The organism is Nitrospira lenta, from assembly GCF_900403705.1.
Lineage (GTDB): Bacteria > Nitrospirota > Nitrospiria > Nitrospirales > Nitrospiraceae > Nitrospira_D > Nitrospira_D lenta.
Genome location: NZ_OUNR01000001.1, coordinates 707079 through 731072, shown reverse-complemented (window position 1 = coordinate 731072; position 23994 = coordinate 707079). Strand labels below are relative to the sequence as shown.

The following is a 23994-nucleotide window of genomic DNA, read 5'->3' as shown; positions in this document are numbered from 1 at the left end:
ATTGTTGAATGACCTGTGCGTGGGGGCCACCGATCGGTGGCTCCCATTGCCGTCACCTCCATCATCCTGTCGATCCATTTCATGAAGCCCACCACCATCGGCGAATTTTTCCAGTTGCTTCCGGCTTCGCTGGATCGGGATGCCGCCGAAGATGTGACGGTCGTCTATCAATTTGATCTGAGCGGCGCCCAGGGCGGGCAGTATTCCGTGCAGGTAAAGGATGGAGCCTGTACGGTGCAGCCGGGGGCGCATGCCGATCCGCAGGTGACCATCTCCATGGCGGGGGAGGATTGCCTGAAGCTGCTTAATGGCAAGCTCAATGTTCCGGCCAGCGTCATGACCGGCCGCCTCCGTGTGAGTGGAGACATGGGCCTGGCGATGCAGCTCAAATCGCTGTTTCCTACCCTCGGGTCCTGATTCCTCTTCAGCTGTTCGCCATCGTTTTGCCGCGACCACTGGATGGACCGAGCCGGTGCTTGACGGCTCTTGCCCCTCTCTGCGACGCTGGGCCCTCTATCCTCTAAGTCAGAAAGACGATCGCATGTCCATACAGTGGTTCCCCGGTCACATGAATGCGGCGCGCAAAGAAGCGGCCAAGACGATGGAAGCGATCGATGTGATTGTCGAGGTGCTGGATGCGCGCGTTCCCCAGGCCAGTTGCAATCCATTGATCGAAGAGCTGCGGTTGCCCCGGCAGCGCCCGTGCCTCAAGGTCCTGAACAAGGCCGATCTCGCGGATCCGGCGGTGACGAAGGCGTGGCTCGAACGGTACAACCAACAAGAAGGGGTCACGGCCGTGGCCCTGTCGTGCAAGGGGGCGGGCGACGCCGCCAAGATCCCCCGGCTGTGTCAGCAGATCGCGCCCCATCGCAACAGTATTGTGAAGCCGCTGCGCATGCTGATCATGGGCGTCCCCAATGTCGGCAAGTCGACCTTAATGAACGCGCTCCTCAAGCGGCGCATCGCCCGCGTCGGGGATGAACCGGCGGTGACCAAAGTCCAACAGCGCCACAAGCTGAATGACCAGATGGCCATCATCGACTCGCCCGGCTTGTTGTGGGGGACGATCAAGGATCCTGAGGTGGGGTTGCTGTTGGCGACCATCAATGCCGTCGGACACACCGTCGTGGACGATGAAACCGTCGCCGAATTTCTTGCCGGGAAATTGCTCGCGCGCTATCCCGCCAGGTTGACTGCCCGTTATGGCTTTGCGGTAGAAGGACTGACGAGCGCGAGGGTGATTGAAGCCATCGCCAGAAAACGCGGCTGTCTGTTGGCCGGAAGTGGCGGGGCTTTGGATCGGGACAAGGCGGCCAGGATTCTCTTAGCCGACTACCGCGACGGCACGCTCGGCCGCGCCAGTTTGGAAATTCCGGAAATAAAGGATGTGGCTCAGGCTGAACCAGCCTGAGGGGGCCGTGTGGATGCTACTCCAGCGCTGGAAGCGGGCTGGCCGGTGCGAGCGGAGCCGTGGGCTGCTGCTCCTTCTCGAATTTTCTCGGGTGCCACTCTTCAAACATCATATACATGGTCGGCACGAGGAAGAGGGTCAGCAACGTTGAGACGCTGAGCCCTCCGACAACGGATCGTGCGAGCGGCGCGTTGGTTTCTCCGCCGGTGCCCCAGCCGATGGCCATCGGGAGTAGGCCGAAGACGGTCGCGAGCGAGGTCATCAGGATTGGGCGCAATCGCGTGCGCGAGGCCGTGATGACCGCATCCGCCAGCGAATGGCCTTTGCGGCGCAGGACGTTCGTATAATCGACGAGGAGCACGCCGTTCGAGACGACGATTCCGAGCATCATGATGATGCCCATCATCGAGGTCGTCGAGAGCGTGGTGTTGGTCAGGAAGAGGATCAGGATCACGCCGGGGAACCCCATCGGCACCGAGAACATGATGATGAACGGGTCGATCAACGATTTGAACTGCGCGGCCATCACCATATAGACCAGCGCCAACGAGAGGACGGTGGCGAACTGTAGGCCTTGGAAGGTCTCCCGCTGCTGCTGAATCTGTCCCGCCAGCTTGATGGTGAAGCCGGTCGGTAGTTGGAAGGTGGCAAAGGCCGCTTCCAGGTCTTCGGCAATGGCGCCTAGCGGGCGCGTGGTGGGGTTGGCGGTTATGTGGACGACGCGCTGGAAATATTTCCGGTCGATCTTCACCGGTCCGGCATTCAGTTTCAGCGCGGCTACGTTCTTGAGCAGCACCGGCTCTCCCGCCTTCGTCGTGAGTAAAATATTTTCCAGGTCAGTCAGGTCTTTGCGGTGCTCTTCGGCCAGCCAGGCGCTGATGTAGTACTCATTCCCGTTCTGTGGGTCGGTGTAGATGATCGGATCGGTCTGGCCGTTTCCGTTAAGAGAGAACAACACGGCGTTGGCCACGTCGGTCTCGCTGATGCCGAGCAGCGCGGCTTTTTCCCGGTCCACCACCACGTTGATCTCCGGGTAGTTCTCTTCCCGGCTGACTTCGATGTCGGCGATCCCCGGTATCTTGTGCATGGCCTCTTCGACCTGGCGGATCACGCCGCGCGCTTTTTCAAAATCGTATCCGTAAATTTCGACGTCGATCGACTTCTGCGAGCCGAAGCTGGTCACTCGCTTCACGAGTCCACCCGGATCGAAGAACATGGCGACGCCGGGGAAGAGTGTGATGATCTTCGGCCGCACGTCGTTCATGACTTGCACCTGGTTCCGCTTCCGTTTGTCCGGCGGGGTGAGGTAGACGGAGATGACGGAGGTGTGCGGGCCGGTATTGGGATTGAAAAGGGATGAGCGGCCTTGAGCGAGGACGCCGGTGCTGGAGACCATCGTGTCCAGTTCGTCGGGCGGAATATTTTCTCTGAGCACCCGTTCGACTTCGGCGACTTGCTGTTCCGTCTTTTCCACTCGCTGACCGACCGGTGCGCGCAGGACGATGCGGAACTGGCTTTCGTCTGAGACCGGCAGGAATTCTGTGCCGATCATCGGGAGCAGCATGAGGGACCCGATGAAGAGTAAGACGACGGCGGCGATGAAGAGGCGCCGGTGCGCGAGCACCCAACGCAGCGAGTCTTCGTAACGCCGGTCCAAGGATTCGTACCGCTCCCGGCTCCAGTCCATGAGCCGCACGAACCAGCCCGGCATCGACCGGTGCGCTTCCTGCTCGGGCTTCAGAAACTTATAGCAGAGCGCCGGGGTGACGGTGCGTGAGATGAAGAACGACGTGAAGAGGGCGATGGCGATGGTGACGGTCAGCGGAATCAGCAAGAGCCGGGCGATGCCGACGACGAAGAACATGGGCAAGAAGACGACGACCGTCGTGACCGTCGAGGCAAAGATCGGCATGGCGACTTCGCGGGCGGCTTCCAGGATCGCATCCCAGCGGCGCGGCGTCGTATTGAGATGCCGTTGAATGTTTTCCAATTCCACGATCGAGTCGTCGACGAGCCGGCCGATGCCTAGGGCGAGGCCTCCCAGCGTAAAGACGTTCAGCGTCTGACCGGTGAAGTAGAGCACGATGAAGGTCACCAGGATCGACAGGGGAATCGACACGGAAATGATCAGGGTGCTCGTCAGATTGCGCAGGAAAATCAGAATGACGGCGGCCGCGAGCAGAGATCCGTGCAGGGCCTGCTCGATCAGGTTCTGAATGGATTGGCGAATATAGACCGACTGATCGAAGGAGATGCCGAGTTTCACGCCGGGCGGAATGCCGATCATCTTGGGAAGTGCGGCGCGCAGGGCGTCCACGACCCCCACGGTGTTGGCGATGGGTTGCTTGTTCACGCGCAGGTACACGGCTCTGGTGCCGTCGGTGCGGACGATATTGGTCTGGATGTCGGAGGAGTCGGTCACGGTTCCGACATCGCGGACGCGGACCGGGTTGCCCTGCTGATTCACTTTGACGATGACGTCTTGAATCGGATCGACGGTCTTGAATTGATTGTTGGTGAAGACGTTGTAGTCGAGATTGCCGGCCTTCAAGTCGCCTGACGGCAAGATCAGATTGGCCGCTTTGACGGATTTCACGACGTCGAGGATCGACAGCCCGCGCGCGTTGAGCAGGGCGGGATCCAGGTTGATGTTGATCTGGCGGATCTTGCCGCCTTCCACCGTGGCGGCGGCGACGTTGGCGATCTGCTCGATCTGCGGCGCGATCGTGTTGTAGGCCAGGTCGTAGAGCGCCCGTTCGTCCAGATCGTCACTGGCGACGGTGACGTACGACACTGGGATATTGGAGACGTCGAACTTCACGATAAAAGGTTGCAGGATGCCAGGCGGCAAACTGTTCAGAATTTGGGTGATGCGTTGCATCACCTCCATCTGGCCGACGTTGATGTCGGCGCCCCAGTTGAACCAAATCTGGACCGCCCCGATGCCTTGCTTCGAAAAGGATTCGACGTGCTCCACGTTGGAGGCTGAGCTGACGGCTTTTTCGATGGGGTAGACGACGCTTTGCTCGATGTCGAGCGGCGGGGCGCCTTTATAGATGACCCCGACGAAGGCAACCGGAACCTGGATGTTGGGGAAGAGATCGACGGGGAGCCGTTCCAGCGAGGTGACGCCCAGTACCACCATCGCGAGCGACAACATCAAGATGCCGATGCGATTCCTGAGTGCCAGGAGCGTCAGCCACATAGTGCGGATCTATCCTTTGGCCGGGGCGGGTGAAGCCGGCGTTGGCGCAGGGGGTTCGGTCGACACATTGGGTGCAAGGGCTTGCGCTTGAACGGGGGTGCCGTCGTGCACGAGGTCTTTGCCCGAGACGATGACCTGTTCGCTGCCGTTCAAGCCCTTGGTGATTTCCACGCGATTCTTCTCGCGGGCGCCGATCTCGACATTGACGCGTTGGGCGGTGCCGTCCCGCACGATGTAGACATACTGCACGTCTTCCAATCGGCTGACGGCGTCGATCGGGATTTGTACCGCCTGTGGGTGGGTGCCCACCAGGGCCTCAACGCGCGCGAACATGCCGCCTTTCAGCGCCCGGTCCTTGTTGGAGAGATCGATCTCGACGGTCATGGTGCGCGTGGCGCGATTGAGTGCCTGCACAATGCGGGTGACGGTTCCGTCAAACACGCGATCGGGATAGGCTTCGGCGCGCACCTCTGCTTTCTGCCCGATGTGGATGAGCGGAATATCTTTTTCGACGACTTCGATCAAAATCCGCACGGTCTCGATCTCATGCAGGCTCAGGATGCCACGCGAGTTCGTCGAGGTGCTGGCGATGGCGCTGGTGACGTTGGCGCCCGGGTCGAGGTTGCGTTCGGCGACATAGCCGGCAAAGGGTGCGCGGACATAGGAGTACGCGAGGTTCGTGTCCGCCTGGGCGAGCGCCACGTCCATCTGCTTGACCTGGGCCTGCAAGGATTCCAGGGCGGCGGAGGCGCCGTCGAAGTTGACTTGGGCGGTATCCAAGTCTTGTTGCGACACAAACTGATCCTTAATGAGGGCCTGCATCCGGTCGAGCGTCAGCGTCGCATTGCGAACGGCCGCGTGTTGTTGTGCGACCTTGGCTTTGGCCGCCGCGAGGTTGGCCTTGGCCTGATTGACGGCATGCAGATAGTCCGTGTGGTCGATCTCGATCAGCAATTGATTGGCTTTGACATGGTCCCCCTTGTCCACGTGAATTTTGGCGATGTAGCCATCGACGCGGGAAAAGAGGTTCACCACCTGGTTGGGAATAATGTCGGCGGTGTAGGCCAGACGGATGGGGAGATCCTGTTTCAACGGGGTGGTAGTCCCCACCGTGATGACGCGAGTCTTCTTGCTGTCGGTTTTGGCACCGCTGCTCAAACGGAAGACCACCAGAGCGGCGACGGCGAAGACAATGATCACACCGAGAATGACGAAGGGGCGTTGCTGTACCGACTTCATGCCCGGGTCCTTCCCTTCTTGGTGCGGCGGGGCGCAGGCGCCGCCACGAGCCCGTGGAGAAAGAGGTCGACATACGTGGAGACCGTATCATCATAGGACCGATCCATGGGGATGCCGAAGATTTCGTGCAGCAGGCGATGATGCACGACCATCCCGATAAACGCGCGGGCGGCCAAGAGGGGATCGACTCGGCGAAAGGCGCCGTCCTTTACCCGCGTGTGAATGTAGGCCGCTAGATGGTCGTAGAAGACTTTGTGGTGCTTGCCGAAAAACATGTCGGACAGTTCGTGCCCTTCCAGCGCGCTGAACAGCAGGAGCCGCAGGAAGGTGGCGTCGGCCTTGGGGCGAATCCGGTAGCCGGCGATTAAGGTGAATACGCGCCGGTCTTCCTGTTGCTTGGCGGCCGCTTCGATCGTGCTGAGGAGTTCGCTGACCGTGACTTTTCCCGCGAGGATGGCGGTATAGAGCGCGCGTTTGGTCGGAAAGTGTTTGAAGACCAGGGCTTCGCTGACGCCGGCGGCTCTGGCGATTTCTTTCGTGGTCGTGCCGTTGAAGCCTTTTTGGGCAAACAGTGTCGTGGCGGCCTGGATCAGGCTCGCCTGGCGTTCCTGGCTGGATTGTCTGGATCGCTGGATGGTCCGCGTCATAATCCCGACGAGTGAGTGGATACTCACCAAAAGCTAGCATGGGCAGAACAGGGAAGACAAGCAATGGCTCGAATTGATGGAGTCGTTATCTGAGTATTTGCAGCCGTGTGTGCGAATGGTGTGGTTCTTCGACCGTGGCAAAGAGCGGGAGGAGATCGCTCATGGCGGCATCGGGGAGATGTTTCCAGAGAAACCGGCGAAGGCGTGAACGTTCAAGCGGGCTCACACGTGCAAAGCTCAGCCCGTATCGGGATCCGTCGCCCCACACGACCTGCGCATCCGTAATCAGCACGGGCTGCGGCAGCGCGAGGATTAGGGCCAGCCTCTCTCCCACCGTGAGACTATTTTTGCTTTCGAGACAGCATCCGGAGTCGGAGAGATCGAGCAAAATGGCCTTGCCGATCCGGCTCGTCGTGTGCCGCTGCGCAAACTGAAGGCGTCTGGTCACGGTGATGCGATAGGTTTGTCGTTGATCTGCTCGTGATTGGCGAGGCTGTTGTGCAGTGACGGAAGACATCGTGGGTGCTCCTGTTAGGCTTTCCCGCTGGGGCGAGTCGTGTGAAAAAATGACCGGAGAAACCGCTGTAGGCGATGTTCTGAGGCGGCCGGACTCTGTTGCTTGCGCCGCAGACCGAACCGGTGTTCAGTAACCCACGCGACTTGGGCCTGAATGACAAAGAGCGGGTCTTGCTTGTCGGGCAGCGCGAGAAAGAGGGTGAGTTCCATGTCGACCGTGACCGGTTGCGTGCCGCGAACTCCCAGTCCTTCCCGCGACATATCGACGACCGTCCCATTGCCCATGATGGCGTCGGTTTCATGCGACCCCGAATACATCAGGCTAAACGAGAGGGGAATGCGGTCGATCTCCCGTCGTTCCCCCGCGAGGCTATTGAAAAATCCCGGTGTTTTCAGAGCTGGTTGTGGTTTCATCGCCTGATCCTTTCACGCCGTGATGGGCGGTTCGGTCTAGTGACAGTCCAGGAAGGCATCCATCCAATCCATCGTTCCTATTTTCTGAGCGGGCAGCTGCATGCCGCAGCGCTGGCCATTCATCCAAAGGACTCGAACTTGGGGGATGCAGAGCGGGCGTTCAGCCTCGGGCAGTTCGAGAAAGAGGGCGAGTTCCATCCCCTGTTTGAGTCCCCTGGCGCCCGTGAGGCCGAACCCATGGCGGCAAAGGTCAACGATGGTCGCGTATCCCATCACAATCTTTTGGCCGTCCGCGCCTGAATACCGCACCTTGAAGGTCCCGCCGATCCGCGGATCCCGCCGTCGCTCCGCTCCAGCAAGGGCCGTTTTCGAAGGTGTTGAAGATAGGGTTGCCGAGTCTGATTTCCACCAACTCATTGTACAAAGTCTCTCTTTCTGTTCCCGTGCCCAGTGCCTATCGTTGCCTGTTCCACTGGCTGGTTCCCTTCCGGCCTCTCGCGGGCCGTTGGCGTTATCCTGTTGATGTAACCCTACCCCGAGGTAGGCGGTTTGACAGCCCCCTAGGCGGGGGGTGATGGGGTCATGCTGAAGGGGGGGCTATATTGGCCAGCCGTGTCGGGGTTGGCGCTACTTCGCATCAGATCTGCGGGTATGGACGGAATATGAAGATTATGGAGGGGAACCTGACCGGCTGGGCATGATCCGGAGGAGTCATTTTGACAGGGCCTTGCCCGTTCCTGATGTGCAAAGGCCCCGGCGGTGAAATCACCGCCGGGGCCTTGCGAAGCCGCAGTATCGTTGGGCTTTTAGACTAGTCTGAATCGGGGCCGTTGGTTGTGAACAGTCGTATGCGAGATGTTTTTCCAGATATATGTTTGTAGCCGTTTCCGTTGGTCTTGTGAAACCTGCATGAACCGAACGGAGAACTGGCACCCTGATACCCAGACGACATGTGCGGAGGTGAGGGACAGTGGTCTTCCCCCGTCGGGAAGGTCGATTGTAAGACTGAGGAGGGTGCCCCGAGTGACTGGGTGATCGCTGATGATTTTGCATCCCGATAGGGAGATATCTTTGGTCAGTCCCTGTCCGGCGTGCGGTTGACTGGGGATGTCGCCTTTGTATCGGACGGGACAGCTGATCGCGAGCCGTTCGGTATAGCGTTTGTCCAGGCTGGAATAGGCCGGCCGCATCTGTTTCGGTGATTCAGAGAATGGATTTTTCATAGAGGCCTCTAAGCAAGTTCGATGTGGCGATGCGTCTACCCTTGTCGGCTGTTTCGTTGTCTGACTGTATAGCGAGCGAGGCGCATTTGACATACCCAAGGGGGAGGGGGCATTCCCCCTCTTTCAGAGGGCATGAGGGATGCCAGTCGCTTCGGCGCTATCGGCGACTATGGATGAAAATGGATTGGAAAGCCAACGATTGGTGAATCTGGGGTGGAGCTACGGTTCTCGGCAGGGCATCGGCGTCCGGGCGGTGGGAATCCTGCTGTATGGGGTGTGGAAAACTGTTGTCAGAATACCGTTCCTGAGTTTCCTTCCGAGAGTTTTTCTCGCAGGATGCGGCTTTCGAAAAAAATCACCCCCCGCTCGATTCGAGACTCGTACCGGAGCGTAATTTCCGTGTCGAACCCATGCCAGGCATAGACGCGGATCGGGCCGACCGTAATCTGCCCCGGCGTGCGATCGAGCGGACCGTATTGGGTTTGCAGATAGGCTAGGATCTGTTCGTGCGTATCTTTGCCTTGGTAGCGGACGAGCACGCGGCCGAATTTTCCATCGAAGGTGGTGTAGCGCAGCACCTCGACCGGAATCGTTCCGAGTGTCGGGTGCCCGGCTTTCAACTCATAGGAGAGCAGCCGTCCCGCCTCTTCGACTTTGGTGAACTGATCGCCTTCCGTCAGCGTGGACTCCCAGGGCAGCCCTTCAAACCCGTTGGGGTCGTTGAGAATCGGGACGGCGAGCGTCAGCCCTGATGGGAGTAGAAGTCCGAGCAGCAGGGTGGCTACGCACAATGGGAAGCGGTTCATGATGGTTCAGCTTTCCTTACTCGGCGGAATCCGTAATGTAATCGTTGAATCGCGGCGCCAGTGTGCGGCTGTCGATGAAGATAAATCCGCGTTCGGTGCTGGCTTGATAGGTCACATTGATTTCAGTTTCCGGCCCACGCCAATTATATTGCTGATTCAGTCCCCGTGCCATCTGCCCGGGGATACGCTCCAGCGGTCCGAATTCTGTCTCGAGGAACCGCATAACTTGGGCATGGGTCTGCTCCCCCTGGTAACGAATGGTCACGCGGGCGAATTGATCGTCGATCGAGAGGAGCAGGATGCTGGTCATCTCAGCCCCGGCAAAGGTTGCAGGACTGGCTGTGGAGCGATATTCGGTGATATGAGAGCCGGTCCTCGACGGAGTCATTCCAGCACGTCCGGCCAGCGCGGTGCCCCAACTGATGTTCTGAAACCCGTTCGGGTCGTTGATCATGGGGACCGCAGAGACCGGCAATGCGTACAGCGCGCTGGAAACAGAGATAAGCCCGAGGAGGAGATGGTAGAGCAGCCGGTTAGCCATGGTGTCGCGCGGTATTCTAAAAGCGATCCATCCTCGCACGCTACCACGACCTCGAGGCCGGCGCAACCGGATGGTTTGTTGAGAATACGCGCAGCCCTGTCTTATAATGCGCCGGATTTTGGATTCGGGTCGCGTGCGAGCCGGATCAGCGATCGGTATCGATAACAGATCGGGAGCGAGATGATTGAAAGCGATGCATTCGTTCAGGCACTGCAAGATATGGGGGTCGATTTCTTTACCGGAGTTCCCGATTCGATTCTGGGCGGCATTATTGCCGAACTGATGGTGCGGCGGCTCTATACGCCGGCCGTGCGGGAAGATGAAGCAGTGGGGATGGCTGCCGGTGCCTATATGGCGGGGAAAGTGCCTGCCGTACTGATGCAGAATTCAGGACTCGGGACCTCCCTCAATACGCTGATCTCATTGAATATGATTTACCGGCAGCCCTGTATCTTGATCGTGTCCTGGCGGGGCCAGGGCGGCAAGGATGCACCGGAGCATCTGGTGATGGGTGAGGTCATGCCGCAATTCCTCGATATCATGAAGATTCCGCACCGGACCTTGACCGAGAAAACCGCGGTCGAAGATTTCAAGTGGGTGGCCGAGACCTTTATGAAACAACGCATTCCCGTTGCACTGGTGATTACCAAGGGTGTCGTGAAAGGGTTGCATCCATGAGACCTGAAGAGGGGACGCTGATCAGTCGGGCGCAGGCATTGGCCGCACTGCTTGAATTATTGACCGATCAACCGGTGATCGTCTGCAACGGCTTTCCCTCGCGCGAGGTGCACAAGATTGCGGATCGTCCGACGCATTTCTATATGATCGGTTCCATGGGCAATGCCCCGGCTATCGCACTGGGTGTGGCCTTGGCCAAGCCGAATAAGCAGGTCGTCACGTTCGACGGCGACGGGAATGTGCTGATGGGGATGGGGACTCTCGCGACGGTCGGAGCCTTGAAGCCGAAGAATTTCATTCACGTGGTGTTCGATAACGAAGTGTATGGAACGACCGGCAACCAACCGACCATTTCGAATGTGGTGCCGCTGGAAAAGGTGGCCAAGGCGGCTGGATATGTGAATGTGGAGCGCGTGCTTGACCGTGAGGACCTCGTCTACGAGTTCAAAGATATGTTGAAGAAAGACGGGCCGAGCATGTTGCTGATTAAGGTCAACGAGTTCGCCGAAGATGCCGGGCGGGTGCTCCATGAGCCGCCGGACATCACCAAGCGGTTTATGCAGGCCATCAACTAGCCATCAGACTTCGGTAGTCGGCAATCAGCGCTCACGAACTGATTGCCGGGAACTGGCGACTGAGGGCTGAAGGGACAAATGATTCTTCTTAATCCAGGCCCCGTCAATGTGTCCGAGCGTGTCCGGCAGGCGTTGTTGCGTCCGGATATCTGCCATCGGGAATCGGAATTCACCGAGCTGCAGCTCCGGATTCAAGACAAGTTGCTGAAGGCTTTCGTGCCTGGGGCGGAAGCCGAGTATGCCGCCGTGCTCATCACCGGCTCCGGCACCGCTGCGGTCGAGTCCGCCCTGATGTCCGCCATCCCTCACGGCAAGCGGGTGCTGGTGCTGAATAACGGCGTCTACGGGGAGCGGCTGTCGCAGATGGTCGGGCTGCACCGGCTGGGCGTGTCTGAGCTCAAGTACGAGTGGACCGCCAGGCCGGATCCGGAGCGTCTCCGTCTCGCGTTGCGGCAGCATCCCGAAGTGCATGCCGTCGCGATGGTCCATCATGAAACCACTACCGGTCTGATCAATCCGGTGAAAGAGATTGCTGACGTCGTCGACAGTCAGAACCGCGCGTTCATTCTCGATGCCGTCAGCGGGTTGGGCGGAGAAACCATCGATATCGCCGGGTCGCACATCTATATGGTGGCGGGGACGGCCGGCAAATGTATTCAGGGATTCCCCGGTGTGTCGTTCGTGCTGGTGCGCAAGGGGTTCCTGGAGCGGATGCGCCAGTATCCGAAACGGTCGTGGTATCTTCACCTCACGCATTATGTCGATGACCAAGGCCGCGGCATGATTCCGTTCACGCCGGCGGTGCAGGCGTTCTATGGTTTTGATGAAGCGCTGAGCGAGTTGCTGGAAGAAGGCGTGGCCAACCGGATTCAACGCTATAAGAAGGCGGCGACCTTGATTCGCGCGCGCATGGCCAAGCTCGGAGTCAAGCCGATGCTGACGCCCGAGCGCCAGTCGAACACCATTACGGCCTATTCGCTTCCCGACGGCGTGACCTACGAGCAGTTGCATGACCGCCTCAAGGCGCAGGGCTATGTCATCTATGCAGGACAGGGGCAATTGGAAAGCAAGATTTTCCGCGTGGCCAATATGGGCGCGTTGACCGAAGCGCAGTTGACGGGATTTCTCGACGCTTTCGAACAGGCCTGTAAACCGGCATGAAGGCGATCATTCTGGCAGCGGGCGTCGGTAAGCGGCTTTGGCCCGTGACTCAGCATCATCCAAAGTGTCTCATCAAGCTCGGGGGCCAGACCTTGCTGCACCGGTATCTGACCGCGCTGGCGAGCGTGGGGATTCGGCAGGCCGATATCGTCGTGGGCTACAAGCAGGAGATGATTCGCGCGGCCGTCGAATCCGATGCCTGCGGCGTGCGGGTCAATTTTCTGGTCAACGAGGAGTTCCATCGAGGCAGTATCTCGTCGTTGTGGATCGCCAAGACGGCGTTTACCGATAATGCCATCGTCATGGATGCCGACGTGCTCTTTCATCGTGAAATCTTACAGCGCCTGGTGAGTTCGCCCTACGAGAATGCGCTGCTGATGGATGAATCGGTCAAGCAGACCGGTGAAGAATGCATGGTTGTGGTCGAAGGCGGGCGGGTGATCGCGCTGACGAAAACCATGCCGCTGCGGTATGAGTATGCCGGTGAAGGCGTAGGGTTTCTCAAGGTCCGGCAAGCCGACTCGCCGCATGTCGTCGCCTCGCTCCGGAAGTTTGTCGATCGGGAAGCCTGGCAGATGGAGTATGAAGACGCGCTGATCGATTTCTTCCGCGACGTGAAGGTCGGGCATGAAAAAATCGGCGGATTGCCGTGGACCGAGATCGATTTTCCGGAAGATGTGACGAAGGCGGAGCGAGAGGTCCTGCCAAGGTTCTAGGACATTGATGTGTGTGTGATGTTTCATCGGTTCTGTGCATGACGCACAGCGAGCGCCGAGTTATCCAATGAGTGAAAGTCTCATCCAACATCGCGCGGAAGTTCAGGGACTGGCGACCGCCATTCTGCTGCCGTCGGTCAGTGTCTTCGGCGAATCCCTAGAACGTGTCCCCGGCAGTGCCGGTCCTCTGACGCAGGTCGTGGGGATCGGGCTGTTTCAACGCGCCGTGCTCACGTTGCAGCGGGCCGGCATCCGGCAATTGATCGTGCTCGCCGGTCCTGAAGAAGACCAACTCAAGCAGGCGTTAGGCCGTGGGCCGCGCGTGACGATCCCTGTGCGGTGGATGCCGATTCGGGAGTTCCCGCTCGATGATCCGCGCACCTGGGAAGCGATGGCGGCGGAAGTTCATGGATTCTGCCTGGTCGCGAGCGTGCGCGGCGTGTTCTCGCGCGGCCTGATCGAAAGTCTGCGCCGCGGAGTGCAAGAGGGACAGGCGATTCTGGTGGCGCAGCCGGTCATGCAGCGGGCAGCAGGAGATTGGCGGGTTTCGGTCAAAGTGCAGGCCGAACGGCTTCTCGCCCTCGGATCGTCCCGGGCCGAAGATGCGCTGCTGGTTGCGGCGGATGTTCTGGTTCTGCCGGCCGGTCTTATGGCCGCGGCGCAGGAGACTCACACCCCTCCAGGAACCATGCCGATTCGGCGATGGATTGAGCAGGCCGCAATCGACGGACGGGTTCGGGTGCTGCGGACGGACGGGCATCCCTCGCAGTGGTATCAGGATGTGCGGACGCAGGCCGAGGTTCCGGCCGCTGAACGGAAGTTATTCTCTTCGCTCAAAGGTGAGTTCGAGGGATTCGTCGATCGCTACTTCAATCGCAAGGTCTCTCGCTGGTTCACCCGAATCTTCCTGGCCATAGGGGCTTCCCCCAACGCCATTACGATGGTGGCGACCGTCCTTGGGCTCTTGGCCGCCGTGGGATTTGGGCTTGGGACGTATGAAGCGGCTATTGTGGCGGCGCTGTTGTTCCAATTTGCGGCGGTGATCGATTGTTGTGATGGGGAAGTGGCCCGGCTCACATTCACGGAGTCGGCGTTCGGCGCCTGGCTCGATATCGCGATGGACAACGTCGTGCATATGGCCATCTTCGCCGGAATTGCCGTGGGGGCGTACCAGCAAGCAGCCGGGCAGGCCGATGCCTGGATTCCGCTCGCGTTGGGTGCGGCTGCCGTGCTCGGCAACGCCGCGTCTTTCGTCTTGGTGACTCGGGCCCAGAAGATCAAGGCGGCGAGTGGGTGGAAGACGCCGATCCATGCGGCCTGGTCTGAGTTCATGCTGAAGAATGTCGCCAGCCGTGATTTTTCCGTGATCGTCCTGATCGCGGCGGTGGTCGGCAAGTTGGATTGGTTTCTCTGGATGGCGTCAGCCGGCTCTCTGGTCTTCACTGCGCTGATGTTGTGGGTGATTCGTCCGTCAGCAAGATCTCGTGCATAGCGGGATGCTGAAAACTGCCCCCAGCTTCGTTCTCGGTTACTCATCCCCCTCAACGTACCAGTCACAGTGCGCTTCGGGGGCTACGTACCCTGCGGCCTCGCTGGATGACAGTTTTGAGCATCCCGGAGATAGGACTCGATCCGCGTGCTGAGAGTCATCCTCCTCCTCGTCGGCTTCCTCACGCTCGGTCTCATTGTCTGGCACATCGGTCCTGGGAATATTTATGACGCTGCGACCAGACTCGGGCCGGTGGCATTGTGCGTTATCCTCATTCCTTCCCTCGTCATGTATGCCGTCGAGGCCTATGGGTGGAAGATCACGCTTGGTCCGGCCGGACAGTCGGTCTCGTTCCTGCGGGTCTTGGCTGTTCGCACGGCCGGTGAAGTGGTGAATATGACGACTCCGACCGCGTATGTCGGCGGCGAACCGCTGAAAGCGTATCTGTTGCAGAAGTCCGGCGTGCCGTTGGTGGAAGGGTTGGCCTCCGTCGTCATTGCCAAGACCACCATGACCATTGCTCAGGTGCTGTTTATTCTTTTAGGAATCGCGTTGGGCTTCTGGATTTTGGGTGCGCAGGGTTCGTCGGGACAAATCGTGGCGGCAGGGTTGCTGAGCATCGGGCTGTTGGCCTTCGGGACCATGGCCTTTGTGTTCGTGCAGCGGCGCGGCCTCTTTACCTGGACCCTGGAGACGCTGCGGAAGTTCGGTATGCGGATCGGCTTTCTCGAAGCACGGGAAGACAAGCTGCGGGCGCTCGATCAGACGATTCTGAATTTCTATACTCGCCATCAGGGGGCGTTCTATGCGTCCACTGGTTTGTATTTCCTGGGGTGGTTGGCTGAGGCGCTGGAAGTGTTCGTGATCATCTACTATCTCGGTGGTCCGGCCGATGTCTGGTCGGCAATCTCGATCGGAGCCCTCTCCGTCTTCATCAAAGGCGGGACGTTCTTCATCCCCGGCAGCCTGGGTGCGCAGGACGGCGGCAATCTGCTGTTGCTCCAAGCCTTCGGCTATTCGGATGTGACGGGGATTACCTTCGCCCTGCTACGGCGATTCCGCGAGTTGGTCTGGATCGGGATCGGGTTGGGGTGTCTCGCACTGACGGGAAATCAATCTGACGTTGCTCAGAAAGGTTCTCTCCAGTAAGCTTCGTGAGGGCAGTCCATCAGGACGATACATACGCGATCGTATTCCCGTCTCCTGAGGCTGTGAAGAGGGGTATGGGCTTATTGCCGAGGTCTTCTTCCTCTACGTTTCTACCGAAATTCTTAGCGGGGGGCTTGTCTGCGGAATGGCAAGCCTCCGAGTGCGCCACTGCACGTTTATCGCTGCGTGTTGAGCTTAAGGGGCCACCAGGATCATGAATGCCAGAGCATCGGTTCGGCCTGTAACGCTTGCGGTCATCGTTCCGGTCTACAACGGGGGCGAACGATTTCGCGCGAGCTTGGACTCGATCAAGCGCACGGATCCTCAGCCGGATGAAATTATCGTCATCGGCGACGGGGATACGGACGGCTCCTCGCAGTACGCAGAGGCGGCCGGCGTGACGCTCTATCGTTTCCCCCAGCCGGGAGGGCCCGGCCGCGCCAGAAATCTTGGCGCATCGAAGGCGAAATCGGATCTGCTCTTTTTCATTGATGCCGATGTGACCGTTCCGGAGAATGTTATTCGCCGGGCCAAGGAGATCTTTGAGCGAGATTCCGAGGTGGCGGCAATGATCGGATCGTATGACGATCAACCGGGAGAGTCGAATTTTCTGTCTCAGTACCGCAACCTGCTCCATCACTATGTCCATCAGAACGGTCGGGAGGAAGCTTCCACGTTTTGGGGCGCTTGCGGGGCGATCCGGCGGGATGTCTTTCTTGCCATGGGCGGATTTGATGAAACGTATCTCAAGCCCTCCATCGAGGATATTGAATTGGGCTACCGTCTCACCCGCGCCGGCCATACGATTCGGCTTTGTAAATCGATTCAAGTCAAGCATTGGAAGCGTTGGATGATTGGATCGATGCTTCAAGCGGACTTCTTTCAACGGGCCGTGCCCTGGACGCAGCTGATCCATCGGCACCGGGGTTTTGTGAACGATTTGAATATCGGCATCTCCGGGCGTGTGAGTGTCATGTTGGTTTTCGGATTTCTCGGGGCGCTGGTGCTGGCGTTCTGGCAACCTCTGGGCGTGGCCGCTGCGGCGACTATGGGGCTGCTGCTGTTTATGCTCAATGTCCGGCTTTACCGATTTTTCCTGGAGAAGCGCGGGTTCGGCTTCGCAGCACAGGCCATCCCATGGCACTGGTTGTATTTTTTGTATAGCGGAGTCGCCTTCATTGTTGGGACGGCACGCCATCTTGTCGACCGTCATTGGGTCGGCGAAAAGCCAGCCTCGCTCCTTCCGTCTGAGTCGGTGCAACCAAAATCACAGGTGGAGAAACACGGGTGAGCAAAGAATCTTCTGTCATTATCGGGGCAGGACCGGCAGGACTCACGACCGCCTACGAGTTGGGGAAGCGCGGGATGACGTCCACCGTGCTTGAGGCGAGCGATCAGGTCGGAGGCATCTCAAAGACCGTCAATTACCGCGGGTATCGATTTGATATCGGCGGACATCGGTTCTTTTCGAAAGTCCCCCTCATCAATGAGTTGTGGCATGAAATTCTGGGAGAAGAGTTTCTGCTTCGTCCGCGGATTTCACGCATTTACTATAATCAACATTTCTTCGACTATCCCCTGAAGCCGATGAATGCGCTGGCTGGCCTCGGTCCGCTGGAATCGTTTCTGATCGGCCTCAGTTACATTAAGGCTAAGTTCTTCCACATTCAGGACGAAAAAACATTTGAGCAATGGGTCTCCAACCGATTCGGGTATCGGCTCTACAACATTTTCTTCAAGACCTACACGGAGAAGGTCTGGGGGATTCCGTGCCACGAGATCTCAGCAGACTGGGCGGCGCAACGCATTAAGAACCTCTCCTTGAAGCAAGCCGTGCGGAATGCGCTCTTTGGCGCCAAGCAGGGAATGGACGGCTCGACACTGACCTCTTTGATCGAGCAATTTCACTATCCCCGCTTTGGTCCGGGATTGATGTGGGAACGGTGCCGCGGTTTGATCGAAACGCAGGGTTCGCAAACGATCCAAGGTGTGCACGTGGAGCGTGTCCGGCATCGTCACGGTCAGGTCGATTGCGTTCAGGGCCGAGGCGCAGCCGGCGAGTCGCTGGAGTACGCCGGCCAGCATTTCGTGTCGACGATGCCGCTGCGTGAACTGGTGCAGGCCCTGGATCCTTTGCCGCCTGACGATGTGCTCAAGGCCGCACAGTCGCTCCGCTATCGGGATTATCTGACGGTCGTGCTGGTCATTGATCGCGAGGCGGTCTTCCCTGATAACTGGCTCTATGTCCATTCACCGGAGGTGAAGCTCGGACGGATTCAGAATTACAAAAATTGGAGTCCCTATATGGTGCCGGATCCCTCGCGGACCTCGCTGGGATTGGAATACTTCTTGTGGGACACGGATGATATGTGGACGTGGTCGGATGAGCGCCTTATTGAGCTGGGCATTCGAGAGTGCGCTCAAATCGGCCTGATCGATCCGCGGGAAGTCAAAGACGGAACGGTCGTGCGGATGGAGAAGGCCTATCCGGTCTATGACCAAACGTATCAAGACAGTGTCGCCACGATCCGTGGCTATCTGGAAACTTTCTCGAATCTACAGACCATCGGGCGAAACGGATTGCATCGCTATAACAATCAAGACCACTCTATGTTGACCGGTGTGTATGCGGCGGGAAACATTCTCGGAGACAAGCGCGATGTCTGGTCGGTCAACACAGAGAAGGAATATCACGAAGAGGGCCAGACCTCTCAGCCGAACGCCGGGGATCGGCTGGTGCCGGCGCGCGTCTCCGTCTCAGTCGATGAGACGATCGCAGCGGCTGAAGATGCAATGATCGAAGTTGCGTTTGCGAAAATCGATCCGGTCGCGTTGGGGATAGCCGTCGGCGCGGTGAGTGGCATTGGAATATTCATGGCGTCGGCTGGTCTGTTACTCAAAGGCGGACCTGCGCCCGGCCCAACCTTGTCGTTGCTCGGGAACTATCTGTTCGGATTTGAAGTCACCTGGTTGGGCGCGTTCATCGGCATGGGTGAAGCCGGGCTGGTGGGGTTCGCGGTGGGGGCACTTGCGGCCGGACTCAGAAATTGGACGCTCGTGGGCTACGCACAGTTCGTTCGGCGGCGCGCCGAGCGGGACGATCGGCGCCATCTCCTCGATAAAATGTAATTCACATGGAAGAAAGGCGGTGCCCGCGATGAAACCGCAGGCCATGCAGACAGACGAAGTCAGTCACACTCTTGCCAGGATCAAGGCGGACGCATTGGCGCTTGTCTGCGGAGTGATCGGAGGGGGCGGCCTGTTCATGATGACGGTGTGGTTGGTCATCAAGGGCGGGCCGAGTGCGGGGCAGCATCTTCAGCTCTTAGCGAACTTCTTCATCGGATACTCGGTGACGTGGATGGGGGCGTTTGTAGGACTCATCTACGGCGCCGTCACGGGAGGGCTCATCGGGTGGGTCGTAGGAAGAATTTACAACGGTGTTGTGAATGCCCGCCAGAAGTAGCGGCGAAGTGAGTGCTGCTTGAACCGATGCGTGCCGACTATGTGGGCGATGTGGCGGGGTGAGACTAGTAAAGAACGGACGGTGTATGTAATCCTTGGATTGCTGATCGTCGCGCTCTGGCTGCCTCGCATGCAGGGCCCAATCGACTTCCGCTGGGATGGCGGCGTGTACTACGTGCTTGGAACGTCGCTCGCCGAAGGGAAGGGATATCGACTGCTGAATGAGCCCGGCGAGATCCAGGCAAATCAATACCCTCCGCTATTTCCGCTGATCATTGCTGCGCATCAACTCGTCCTGGGAACGAGCGACCCCTTGGTCGTTGGCCGCCTGCTTCGATTTTCCTCATTCCTGGCGTTCACGGCCTATATCTTCGCGATCTATACACTCATGCGGAGGCATCTTTCGATCCCCTTGGCATTTTGGGGGACCGTTGTGACCTTGCTGAGTGTGTATACGTATTTTTTGTCCGATCTCTGCTTCCCGGATATGCTCTATGGCTTTCTCACGGTCGGATTTCTGCTCGTCTATGATCGTGACGTGCGAACATCTTCGTCCGCATGGGCCGGCGCCGTTGCGATTGCCGCGGTTGCCTTGCGTACGGCGGGGATTGCCCTGCTTGTGGCGTGGATCGGCGAAGGGCTGGTACGAAGACAATGGAAGACCGCGTTCATCCGGAGCCTAATGGCGGCGCTTCCGGTCCTCGGATGGTTCTCGTATGTGCAGTCTGTCGAAACGAGTGCGGGGTATCAGCATCCCGCATATGCCTACCAGCGGGCCGACTATATGTTCTACAACGTCAGCTATGCGAAGAACGTGTCGTTGATCGACCCTTTTGATCCAACCCTGGGCTACTCCACTGTCGGTGATCGAGTAGGACGTTTCTTAAGCAACGTCTCCGTGGTTCCGCGCTATATCGGCGAGTCTGTGAGCGCGTCAAAGCGGGCATGGGAAGTGGAGCGGGAACAGATCTCGGCGCAGATCGGGACCGATGCGGGGCCCCCATGGATCGTCAATGTTCCGCTCTATGCGTTGGGATGCCTTGTCGTATTCGGTACAGCCGTGATGGCCGCGAACGGGCAACGGCTGATCCCCTTGTGCATCCTGTTCTCCGTCGGGCTGGTTTGTCTCACTCCATGGCCTGAGCAATTCAATCGATATCTGTGCCCAACCGTTCCTTTGTTAGCCCTGTCTCTTTGTACGACGGTTGGCTGGATCGTGAAACGATCCCAGCAATATTCTCGGGTGCGTTGGGGCGGCGTGCTTCGAATTGTAGCCGGTTTGGTAGTGGTCGGGATCTGTTTGCAACAGGTCGCGGCGACCGTGGCCGTGTATGCGAAGCGGCATCTTGAAGTTCGGTATCACAGCCGCTCTGGCGAAACGATCGGCTATCGCTTGTTTTTCTATATGGATTCATCTCGCGCGCTTGATGCGGGCGTGGATTGGTTGCTGGCGCATGTCAAGTCAGGTGACGTCATTGCCTCGTCGATGCCTCACTGGGTCTATCTCCGAACAGGAAATAAGGTGGTCATGCCGCCGTTCGAATCCGACCCGCTCAAGGCCCAACAACTCTTGGAATCCGTTCCGGTGACCTATCTCATTCTGGACGAAGGGCTCGCGATTGATAGCCAGCGGTTCACGAAGGGTGTCGTCGAACGATTTCCGGAACGCTGGAAACGTGTATACAGTGATGACGTCACAACGGAAACGGGAGTACGACATGAGGGGGCCTTCGCCATTTACGAACGAATCCATCCGGAGCCGGCTGCGGTTCAGTCTGAACGGGATACGATGACGCACCGGACTCCTCAACATATCCTCACGGCAGCGAGGCCTCATGAAGCCCGGTGACGTGACGGCGGTGGAGAGTGCCGGGATGCTCGATCGAGCCGTGCGCTGGCTTGACGGTCGTGCGGAGGCATTGAGCGAGGTGTGCGAGAGACACTGGGTATTGCTGTTGGGCGTGCTCGCGATCGTCTACTTTGTGGCGACCAGCGTGTTGGCCATGCGCAAGCCCCTGTGGAATGATGAATTATTTACTTATTTTATCGCACAGGCTACGACACCGGCGAGTATCTGGGATGCCCTGTACACAGGGGCAGACCAAAACCCCTACCCCTTTTATCTTTTGACTCGGCTCTCACTGGCGGTGTTTGGAGTGAGTGAGTGGGCCCTTCGGTTTCCAGAAATGGTTGGGGTGTGGATGGCGGCTGTCTGCCTGTTCTTTCTCGTGAAGAGCCGCAGTTCAGCGCTCTATGGATTCACGGCGATGATGGGTCTCCTTGTCACCAACGCACAGTTCTATAGTTATGAAGCTAGGCCCTACGGGCTGGTGCTTGGGTTTGCGGCGATGGCGTGGGCCTGTTGGGCCGCCGCAGCTGAAGGGAAGGGACGCCCCTGGTCTCTCATCGGCCTGTGGGGAAGCCTGGGTGCAGCGGTGGGGTCTCACTACTACGCGGTATTTGTGTTTGTTCCCCTTGGGATCGCCGAGTGCGTGAGGCTGTATCGCAATCGACGGCTTGATTGGCCCTTGTGGGCGGCGATTGTTGGCGGGCTGCTCCCGCTGGCATTCTTATGGCCTCTGATCCAACAAGCCCGCGGCTATTCCCGAGGTTTCTGGGCGACTCCGAGTTGGAAAGGGATTCCGGACACCTATTCGATGTTGCTGATGCCTGCGCCACTGCTCTTCATGCTGCTACTGATCACCGCCGGTGTGGTCGCCTATCTGCAGCAGGGAGGAAGGGCTCGGACTCCGGCTCCGGCCTTACCGGTGATTCCCGATCATGAATGGGCGGCCGCCCTGGCATTCGCCGCCTTACCGGTGATCGGTGTGGCGGTCACGCTGTGTACGACCGGCGCGTTCACGCCGCGCTATGTGTTGCCAACTGTGCTAGGGATCAGTGCCTTGGTCGCGTTGACATTGTTCCGGCTCTGCAATGGCCGAGCGCTGCTAGGTGTCGTGGGAATCGCTATTGCTGTAGTGGGGTTCGTGATGTTAACGGTGCGGGCCTTCCCGTACACGGCGGCTTCAGCTGTGGGCCCTGTGGCCGAGTTCTTGACTGTCACGACAACAGAGGAACTTCCTATCGTGGTTTCCGACCCTCACAACTTCATGATGCTGGCACACTATGCACCGGGAGACTTGTCTTCACGACTTGTGTATCTAGCCGATCCGGAAGCATCCTTGAGGCACATGGGGCACGACACGATGGATCGAGGCATGGTAGACCTCAATCCCTGGTTTCGCATGAATGTGAAAGAATCGCGAGCGTTCCAGCAATCGTGCGGACGATTTTTTCTGTATGTGCACGGTGGATTTCTGGGCGGGCCGTTGGCCAACGGACTCTCCGTGCCAGATTTCAACTGGCTTCTTTCTGACCTGATACTGGGAGAATGGCACTTGGAATTGTTACGCAGGCAGGAGAATCATCTGCTCTTTCTTGTTACCCGAGCTCGCGATGACGCACCGAAAGTCGGAGGGATGGTGCAGCCATGAGTGACGGATGTTTGGCCTCAACGCGGCCAATGGTCTCCGTCGTGCTCCCCTGCCTCAATGAGGAGGCCGCTATCGGCGCCTGTCTCCAGAAAATCCTGGACACGTTCGACAGGGCGCGGCTCGATGGCGAAATTGTGGTGTGTGACAATGGATCGACGGACCGCTCTGTGGCGATTGCCGAGAAGATGGGCGCCCGAGTCGTGCATCAGCCGGAACGCGGATATGGGAATGCGTACTTGAAGGGGTTTGCGAGCGCCAAGGGCAGGTATCTGGTCATGGGCGATGCCGACGACACCTATGACTTTACGATGATTCCGGCCTTTCTCGACAAGCTGCGAGAGGGGGACGATTTTGTGACCGGGAGCCGGTACCTGGAAGGGGGGCACGCCCGGATTCCCTTTCTTCATCGATTCTTCGGCAACCCCGTGCTGACAAAAATTTTGAACGTGCTGTTCAGGACCGCCTATACGGATGTGTATTGTGGGTATCGCGCATTTAGTCGGCGGGCGTACGACCTGATCCAGCCGGTCAGCCCCGGCATGGAGTTTAATCTCGAACTGGCCATCAATGCGGGCTTGGCCGGTTTGAAGATCGCCGAGTTGCCGATCCAACTGGCCGAGCGAAAAGGCGAGTCGAAGCTGCGCACGTTTCGCGATGGGTGGCGAAGCCTGCGCATGATGTTGATCTACTGTCCCAATAAGGTGTTCTTCTTGCCGGGTGCCGTGTCACTGGCGCTTGGATGTGCCGCGCATTTGGTCTCGCTGGCCGGTCTCATCCAGTTCAATGAGAAGCCCCTTGGAACCGCGACGGGGATCTTCGGCACGATCTTCAGCGTGGTGGGGTTTCAGATTATGAGCGTAGGGTTGCATGCCAAGACCTATTCCTGGAGCCGGCGCTTTGACAAGAACAATAAAGGGCTGGGAACGTTCTACGACTGGTTTCGGCTTGAGACCGGTCTGCTGCTCGGCGGGGGCGTTCTGTTCATCGGGGTGGCGCTCCTGGGCTTCCTGGTCTGGGAGTGGGTGGAGTCTGGATTTGCGCCGCTCTCACATCCTGAGTGGGCCTCGCTGGGCGCGACACTGGTGATTGTCGGCGGAGGGACCATTTTTTCTTCGCTGTTCATCTCCGCTATGTCGATGAAGAAAATATGACGACCGTGAGAAGGAATGCCGCACTATTGAGTGGGAAGTGGTCTGTAAGCACATCGCTGGATGACGTGTTTCGGGAGATGATTGCCGCCTGGAATGTTCGTTTGCAGGGGTGAG

The 23994-nt window shown here is 58.6% G+C and carries 23 protein-coding genes; 15 read left to right on the top strand and 8 right to left on the bottom strand.

Annotated elements, in window-relative coordinates:
* Window positions 1-15: 15 nt before the first annotated feature.
* The gene (locus NITLEN_RS03495; RefSeq protein ID WP_146216081.1) at window positions 16-417 is read left to right on the top strand and encodes an SCP2 sterol-binding domain-containing protein; all 402 of its coding nucleotides are present in this window, start codon (window positions 16-18) and stop codon (window positions 415-417) included.
* A gap of 124 nt (window positions 418-541) precedes the next feature.
* Complete coding sequence (ylqF, locus tag NITLEN_RS03490) at window positions 542-1411, top strand: ribosome biogenesis GTPase YlqF (protein WP_121988176.1); 870 nt, start codon at window positions 542-544, stop codon at window positions 1409-1411.
* Window positions 1412-1427: 16 nt separating this feature from the next.
* Here ylqF and NITLEN_RS03485 read toward each other — a convergent pair whose 3' ends face one another.
* The 5 genes from NITLEN_RS03485 to NITLEN_RS03465 all read right to left on the bottom strand — a co-directional run bounded on the left by NITLEN_RS03485 (window position 1428) and on the right by NITLEN_RS03465 (window position 7432).
* A complete protein-coding gene (locus tag NITLEN_RS03485) occupies window positions 1428-4616 on the bottom strand; it encodes an efflux RND transporter permease subunit (protein ID WP_121988175.1) in 3189 nt (1062 codons plus the stop codon).
* A 9-nt stretch (window positions 4617-4625) separates the two neighbouring features.
* Window positions 4626-5855 (bottom strand): efflux RND transporter periplasmic adaptor subunit, encoded by a 1230-nt coding sequence (locus NITLEN_RS03480; protein ID WP_121988174.1) that lies wholly within the window; start codon window positions 5853-5855, stop codon window positions 4626-4628.
* On the bottom strand, window positions 5852-6502 hold the full coding sequence (locus NITLEN_RS03475; protein ID WP_121988173.1) for a TetR/AcrR family transcriptional regulator: 651 nt from the start codon (window positions 6500-6502) through the stop codon (window positions 5852-5854). The genes NITLEN_RS03480 and NITLEN_RS03475 overlap by 4 nt, the downstream gene beginning before the upstream one ends.
* Before the next feature lie 85 nt (window positions 6503-6587).
* Window positions 6588-7019: a PilZ domain-containing protein gene (locus tag NITLEN_RS03470; protein ID WP_121988172.1), complete on the bottom strand. Its 432-nt coding sequence runs from the start codon at window positions 7017-7019 to the stop codon at window positions 6588-6590.
* A 14-nt stretch (window positions 7020-7033) separates the two neighbouring features.
* Window positions 7034-7432 (bottom strand): PilZ domain-containing protein, encoded by a 399-nt coding sequence (locus NITLEN_RS03465; RefSeq protein WP_121988171.1) that lies wholly within the window; start codon window positions 7430-7432, stop codon window positions 7034-7036.
* A gap of 39 nt (window positions 7433-7471) precedes the next feature.
* Between NITLEN_RS03465 and NITLEN_RS18005 the strand changes: the two genes are divergently transcribed.
* Window positions 7472-7732 (top strand): hypothetical protein, encoded by a 261-nt coding sequence (locus NITLEN_RS18005; RefSeq protein WP_181416611.1) that lies wholly within the window; start codon window positions 7472-7474, stop codon window positions 7730-7732.
* Window positions 7733-8238: 506 nt separating this feature from the next.
* Here NITLEN_RS18005 and NITLEN_RS18775 read toward each other — a convergent pair.
* The 3 genes from NITLEN_RS18775 to NITLEN_RS03445 all read right to left on the bottom strand — a co-directional run bounded on the left by NITLEN_RS18775 (window position 8239) and on the right by NITLEN_RS03445 (window position 10002).
* The gene (locus NITLEN_RS18775) at window positions 8239-8622 is read right to left on the bottom strand and encodes a PilZ domain-containing protein (protein WP_425464135.1); all 384 of its coding nucleotides are present in this window, start codon (window positions 8620-8622) and stop codon (window positions 8239-8241) included.
* A gap of 323 nt (window positions 8623-8945) precedes the next feature.
* Window positions 8946-9461, bottom strand: coding sequence for a hypothetical protein (locus NITLEN_RS03450; RefSeq protein ID WP_121988168.1), 516 nt, complete (start codon window positions 9459-9461; stop codon window positions 8946-8948).
* 16 nt (window positions 9462-9477) lie between these two features.
* The gene (locus NITLEN_RS03445; protein WP_121988167.1) at window positions 9478-10002 is read right to left on the bottom strand and encodes a hypothetical protein; all 525 of its coding nucleotides are present in this window, start codon (window positions 10000-10002) and stop codon (window positions 9478-9480) included.
* Between the two features lie 180 nt (window positions 10003-10182).
* Here NITLEN_RS03445 and NITLEN_RS03440 point away from each other — a divergent pair, with 180 nt between their 5' ends.
* The 12 genes from NITLEN_RS03440 to NITLEN_RS03385 all read left to right on the top strand — a co-directional run bounded on the left by NITLEN_RS03440 (window position 10183) and on the right by NITLEN_RS03385 (window position 23880).
* Complete coding sequence (locus NITLEN_RS03440) at window positions 10183-10680, top strand: thiamine pyrophosphate-binding protein (protein WP_121988166.1); 498 nt, start codon at window positions 10183-10185, stop codon at window positions 10678-10680.
* Window positions 10677-11255 carry a thiamine pyrophosphate-dependent enzyme gene (locus NITLEN_RS03435; RefSeq protein WP_121988165.1) on the top strand — a complete coding sequence of 193 codons (579 nt, stop codon included), beginning with the start codon at window positions 10677-10679 and terminating at the stop codon, window positions 11253-11255. Before NITLEN_RS03440 ends, NITLEN_RS03435 begins: the two co-directional genes overlap by 4 nt.
* A gap of 78 nt (window positions 11256-11333) precedes the next feature.
* Window positions 11334-12416 (top strand): pyridoxal-phosphate-dependent aminotransferase family protein, encoded by a 1083-nt coding sequence (locus NITLEN_RS03430; protein WP_121988164.1) that lies wholly within the window; start codon window positions 11334-11336, stop codon window positions 12414-12416.
* On the top strand, window positions 12413-13132 hold the full coding sequence (locus NITLEN_RS03425; protein WP_121988163.1) for a phosphocholine cytidylyltransferase family protein: 720 nt from the start codon (window positions 12413-12415) through the stop codon (window positions 13130-13132). Before NITLEN_RS03430 ends, NITLEN_RS03425 begins: the two co-directional genes overlap by 4 nt.
* A 67-nt stretch (window positions 13133-13199) precedes the next feature.
* Window positions 13200-14624, top strand: a complete 1425-nt coding sequence (locus NITLEN_RS03420) for a CDP-alcohol phosphatidyltransferase family protein (protein ID WP_121988162.1) — start codon at window positions 13200-13202, stop codon at window positions 14622-14624.
* Window positions 14625-14768: 144 nt separating this feature from the next.
* On the top strand, window positions 14769-15770 hold the full coding sequence (locus NITLEN_RS03415; protein WP_181416609.1) for a lysylphosphatidylglycerol synthase transmembrane domain-containing protein: 1002 nt from the start codon (window positions 14769-14771) through the stop codon (window positions 15768-15770).
* A gap of 214 nt (window positions 15771-15984) precedes the next feature.
* The gene (locus tag NITLEN_RS03410) at window positions 15985-17061 is read left to right on the top strand and encodes a glycosyltransferase family 2 protein (RefSeq protein WP_121988160.1); all 1077 of its coding nucleotides are present in this window, start codon (window positions 15985-15987) and stop codon (window positions 17059-17061) included.
* Complete coding sequence (locus NITLEN_RS03405) at window positions 17058-18899, top strand: NAD(P)/FAD-dependent oxidoreductase (protein WP_121988159.1); 1842 nt, start codon at window positions 17058-17060, stop codon at window positions 18897-18899. The genes NITLEN_RS03410 and NITLEN_RS03405 overlap by 4 nt, the downstream gene beginning before the upstream one ends.
* Before the next feature lie 28 nt (window positions 18900-18927).
* Window positions 18928-19236: a hypothetical protein gene (locus NITLEN_RS03400; protein ID WP_121988158.1), complete on the top strand. Its 309-nt coding sequence runs from the start codon at window positions 18928-18930 to the stop codon at window positions 19234-19236.
* A 30-nt stretch (window positions 19237-19266) separates the two neighbouring features.
* Window positions 19267-21084: an ArnT family glycosyltransferase gene (locus NITLEN_RS03395; RefSeq protein WP_146216079.1), complete on the top strand. Its 1818-nt coding sequence runs from the start codon at window positions 19267-19269 to the stop codon at window positions 21082-21084.
* On the top strand, window positions 21071-22729 hold the full coding sequence (locus NITLEN_RS03390) for a glycosyltransferase family 39 protein (protein WP_121988156.1): 1659 nt from the start codon (window positions 21071-21073) through the stop codon (window positions 22727-22729). The genes NITLEN_RS03395 and NITLEN_RS03390 overlap by 14 nt, the downstream gene beginning before the upstream one ends.
* Window positions 22726-23880: a glycosyltransferase family 2 protein gene (locus NITLEN_RS03385; protein ID WP_121988155.1), complete on the top strand. Its 1155-nt coding sequence runs from the start codon at window positions 22726-22728 to the stop codon at window positions 23878-23880. Before NITLEN_RS03390 ends, NITLEN_RS03385 begins: the two co-directional genes overlap by 4 nt.
* Window positions 23881-23994: the final 114 nt, after the last annotated feature.

Bases quoted from the DNA above. Each gene is read 5' to 3' on its own strand.
- NITLEN_RS03410 (WP_121988160.1), top strand. From the start codon at position 15,985: ATGAATGCCAGAGCATCGGTTCGGCCTGTAACGCTTGCGGTCATCGTT.
- NITLEN_RS03475 (WP_121988173.1), bottom strand. From the start codon at position 6,502: ATGACGCGGACCATCCAGCGATCCAGACAATCCAGCCAGGAACGCCAG.
- NITLEN_RS03465 (WP_121988171.1), bottom strand. From the start codon at position 7,432: ATGAAACCACAACCAGCTCTGAAAACACCGGGATTTTTCAATAGCCTC.
- NITLEN_RS03485 (WP_121988175.1), bottom strand. From the start codon at position 4,616: ATGTGGCTGACGCTCCTGGCACTCAGGAATCGCATCGGCATCTTGATG.
- NITLEN_RS03425 (WP_121988163.1), top strand. From the start codon at position 12,413: ATGAAGGCGATCATTCTGGCAGCGGGCGTCGGTAAGCGGCTTTGGCCC.
- ylqF (WP_121988176.1), top strand. From the start codon at position 542: ATGTCCATACAGTGGTTCCCCGGTCACATGAATGCGGCGCGCAAAGAA.
- NITLEN_RS03385 (WP_121988155.1), top strand. From the start codon at position 22,726: ATGAGTGACGGATGTTTGGCCTCAACGCGGCCAATGGTCTCCGTCGTG.
- NITLEN_RS03430 (WP_121988164.1), top strand. From the start codon at position 11,334: ATGATTCTTCTTAATCCAGGCCCCGTCAATGTGTCCGAGCGTGTCCGG.
- NITLEN_RS03420 (WP_121988162.1), top strand. From the start codon at position 13,200: ATGAGTGAAAGTCTCATCCAACATCGCGCGGAAGTTCAGGGACTGGCG.
- NITLEN_RS18775 (WP_425464135.1), bottom strand. From the start codon at position 8,622: ATGCGGCCGGCCTATTCCAGCCTGGACAAACGCTATACCGAACGGCTC.
- NITLEN_RS03480 (WP_121988174.1), bottom strand. From the start codon at position 5,855: ATGAAGTCGGTACAGCAACGCCCCTTCGTCATTCTCGGTGTGATCATT.
- NITLEN_RS03450 (WP_121988168.1), bottom strand. From the start codon at position 9,461: ATGAACCGCTTCCCATTGTGCGTAGCCACCCTGCTGCTCGGACTTCTA.
- NITLEN_RS03390 (WP_121988156.1), top strand. From the start codon at position 21,071: ATGAAGCCCGGTGACGTGACGGCGGTGGAGAGTGCCGGGATGCTCGAT.
- NITLEN_RS03400 (WP_121988158.1), top strand. From the start codon at position 18,928: ATGAAACCGCAGGCCATGCAGACAGACGAAGTCAGTCACACTCTTGCC.
- NITLEN_RS03470 (WP_121988172.1), bottom strand. From the start codon at position 7,019: ATGTCTTCCGTCACTGCACAACAGCCTCGCCAATCACGAGCAGATCAA.
- NITLEN_RS03435 (WP_121988165.1), top strand. From the start codon at position 10,677: ATGAGACCTGAAGAGGGGACGCTGATCAGTCGGGCGCAGGCATTGGCC.
- NITLEN_RS03440 (WP_121988166.1), top strand. From the start codon at position 10,183: ATGATTGAAAGCGATGCATTCGTTCAGGCACTGCAAGATATGGGGGTC.
- NITLEN_RS03445 (WP_121988167.1), bottom strand. From the start codon at position 10,002: ATGGCTAACCGGCTGCTCTACCATCTCCTCCTCGGGCTTATCTCTGTT.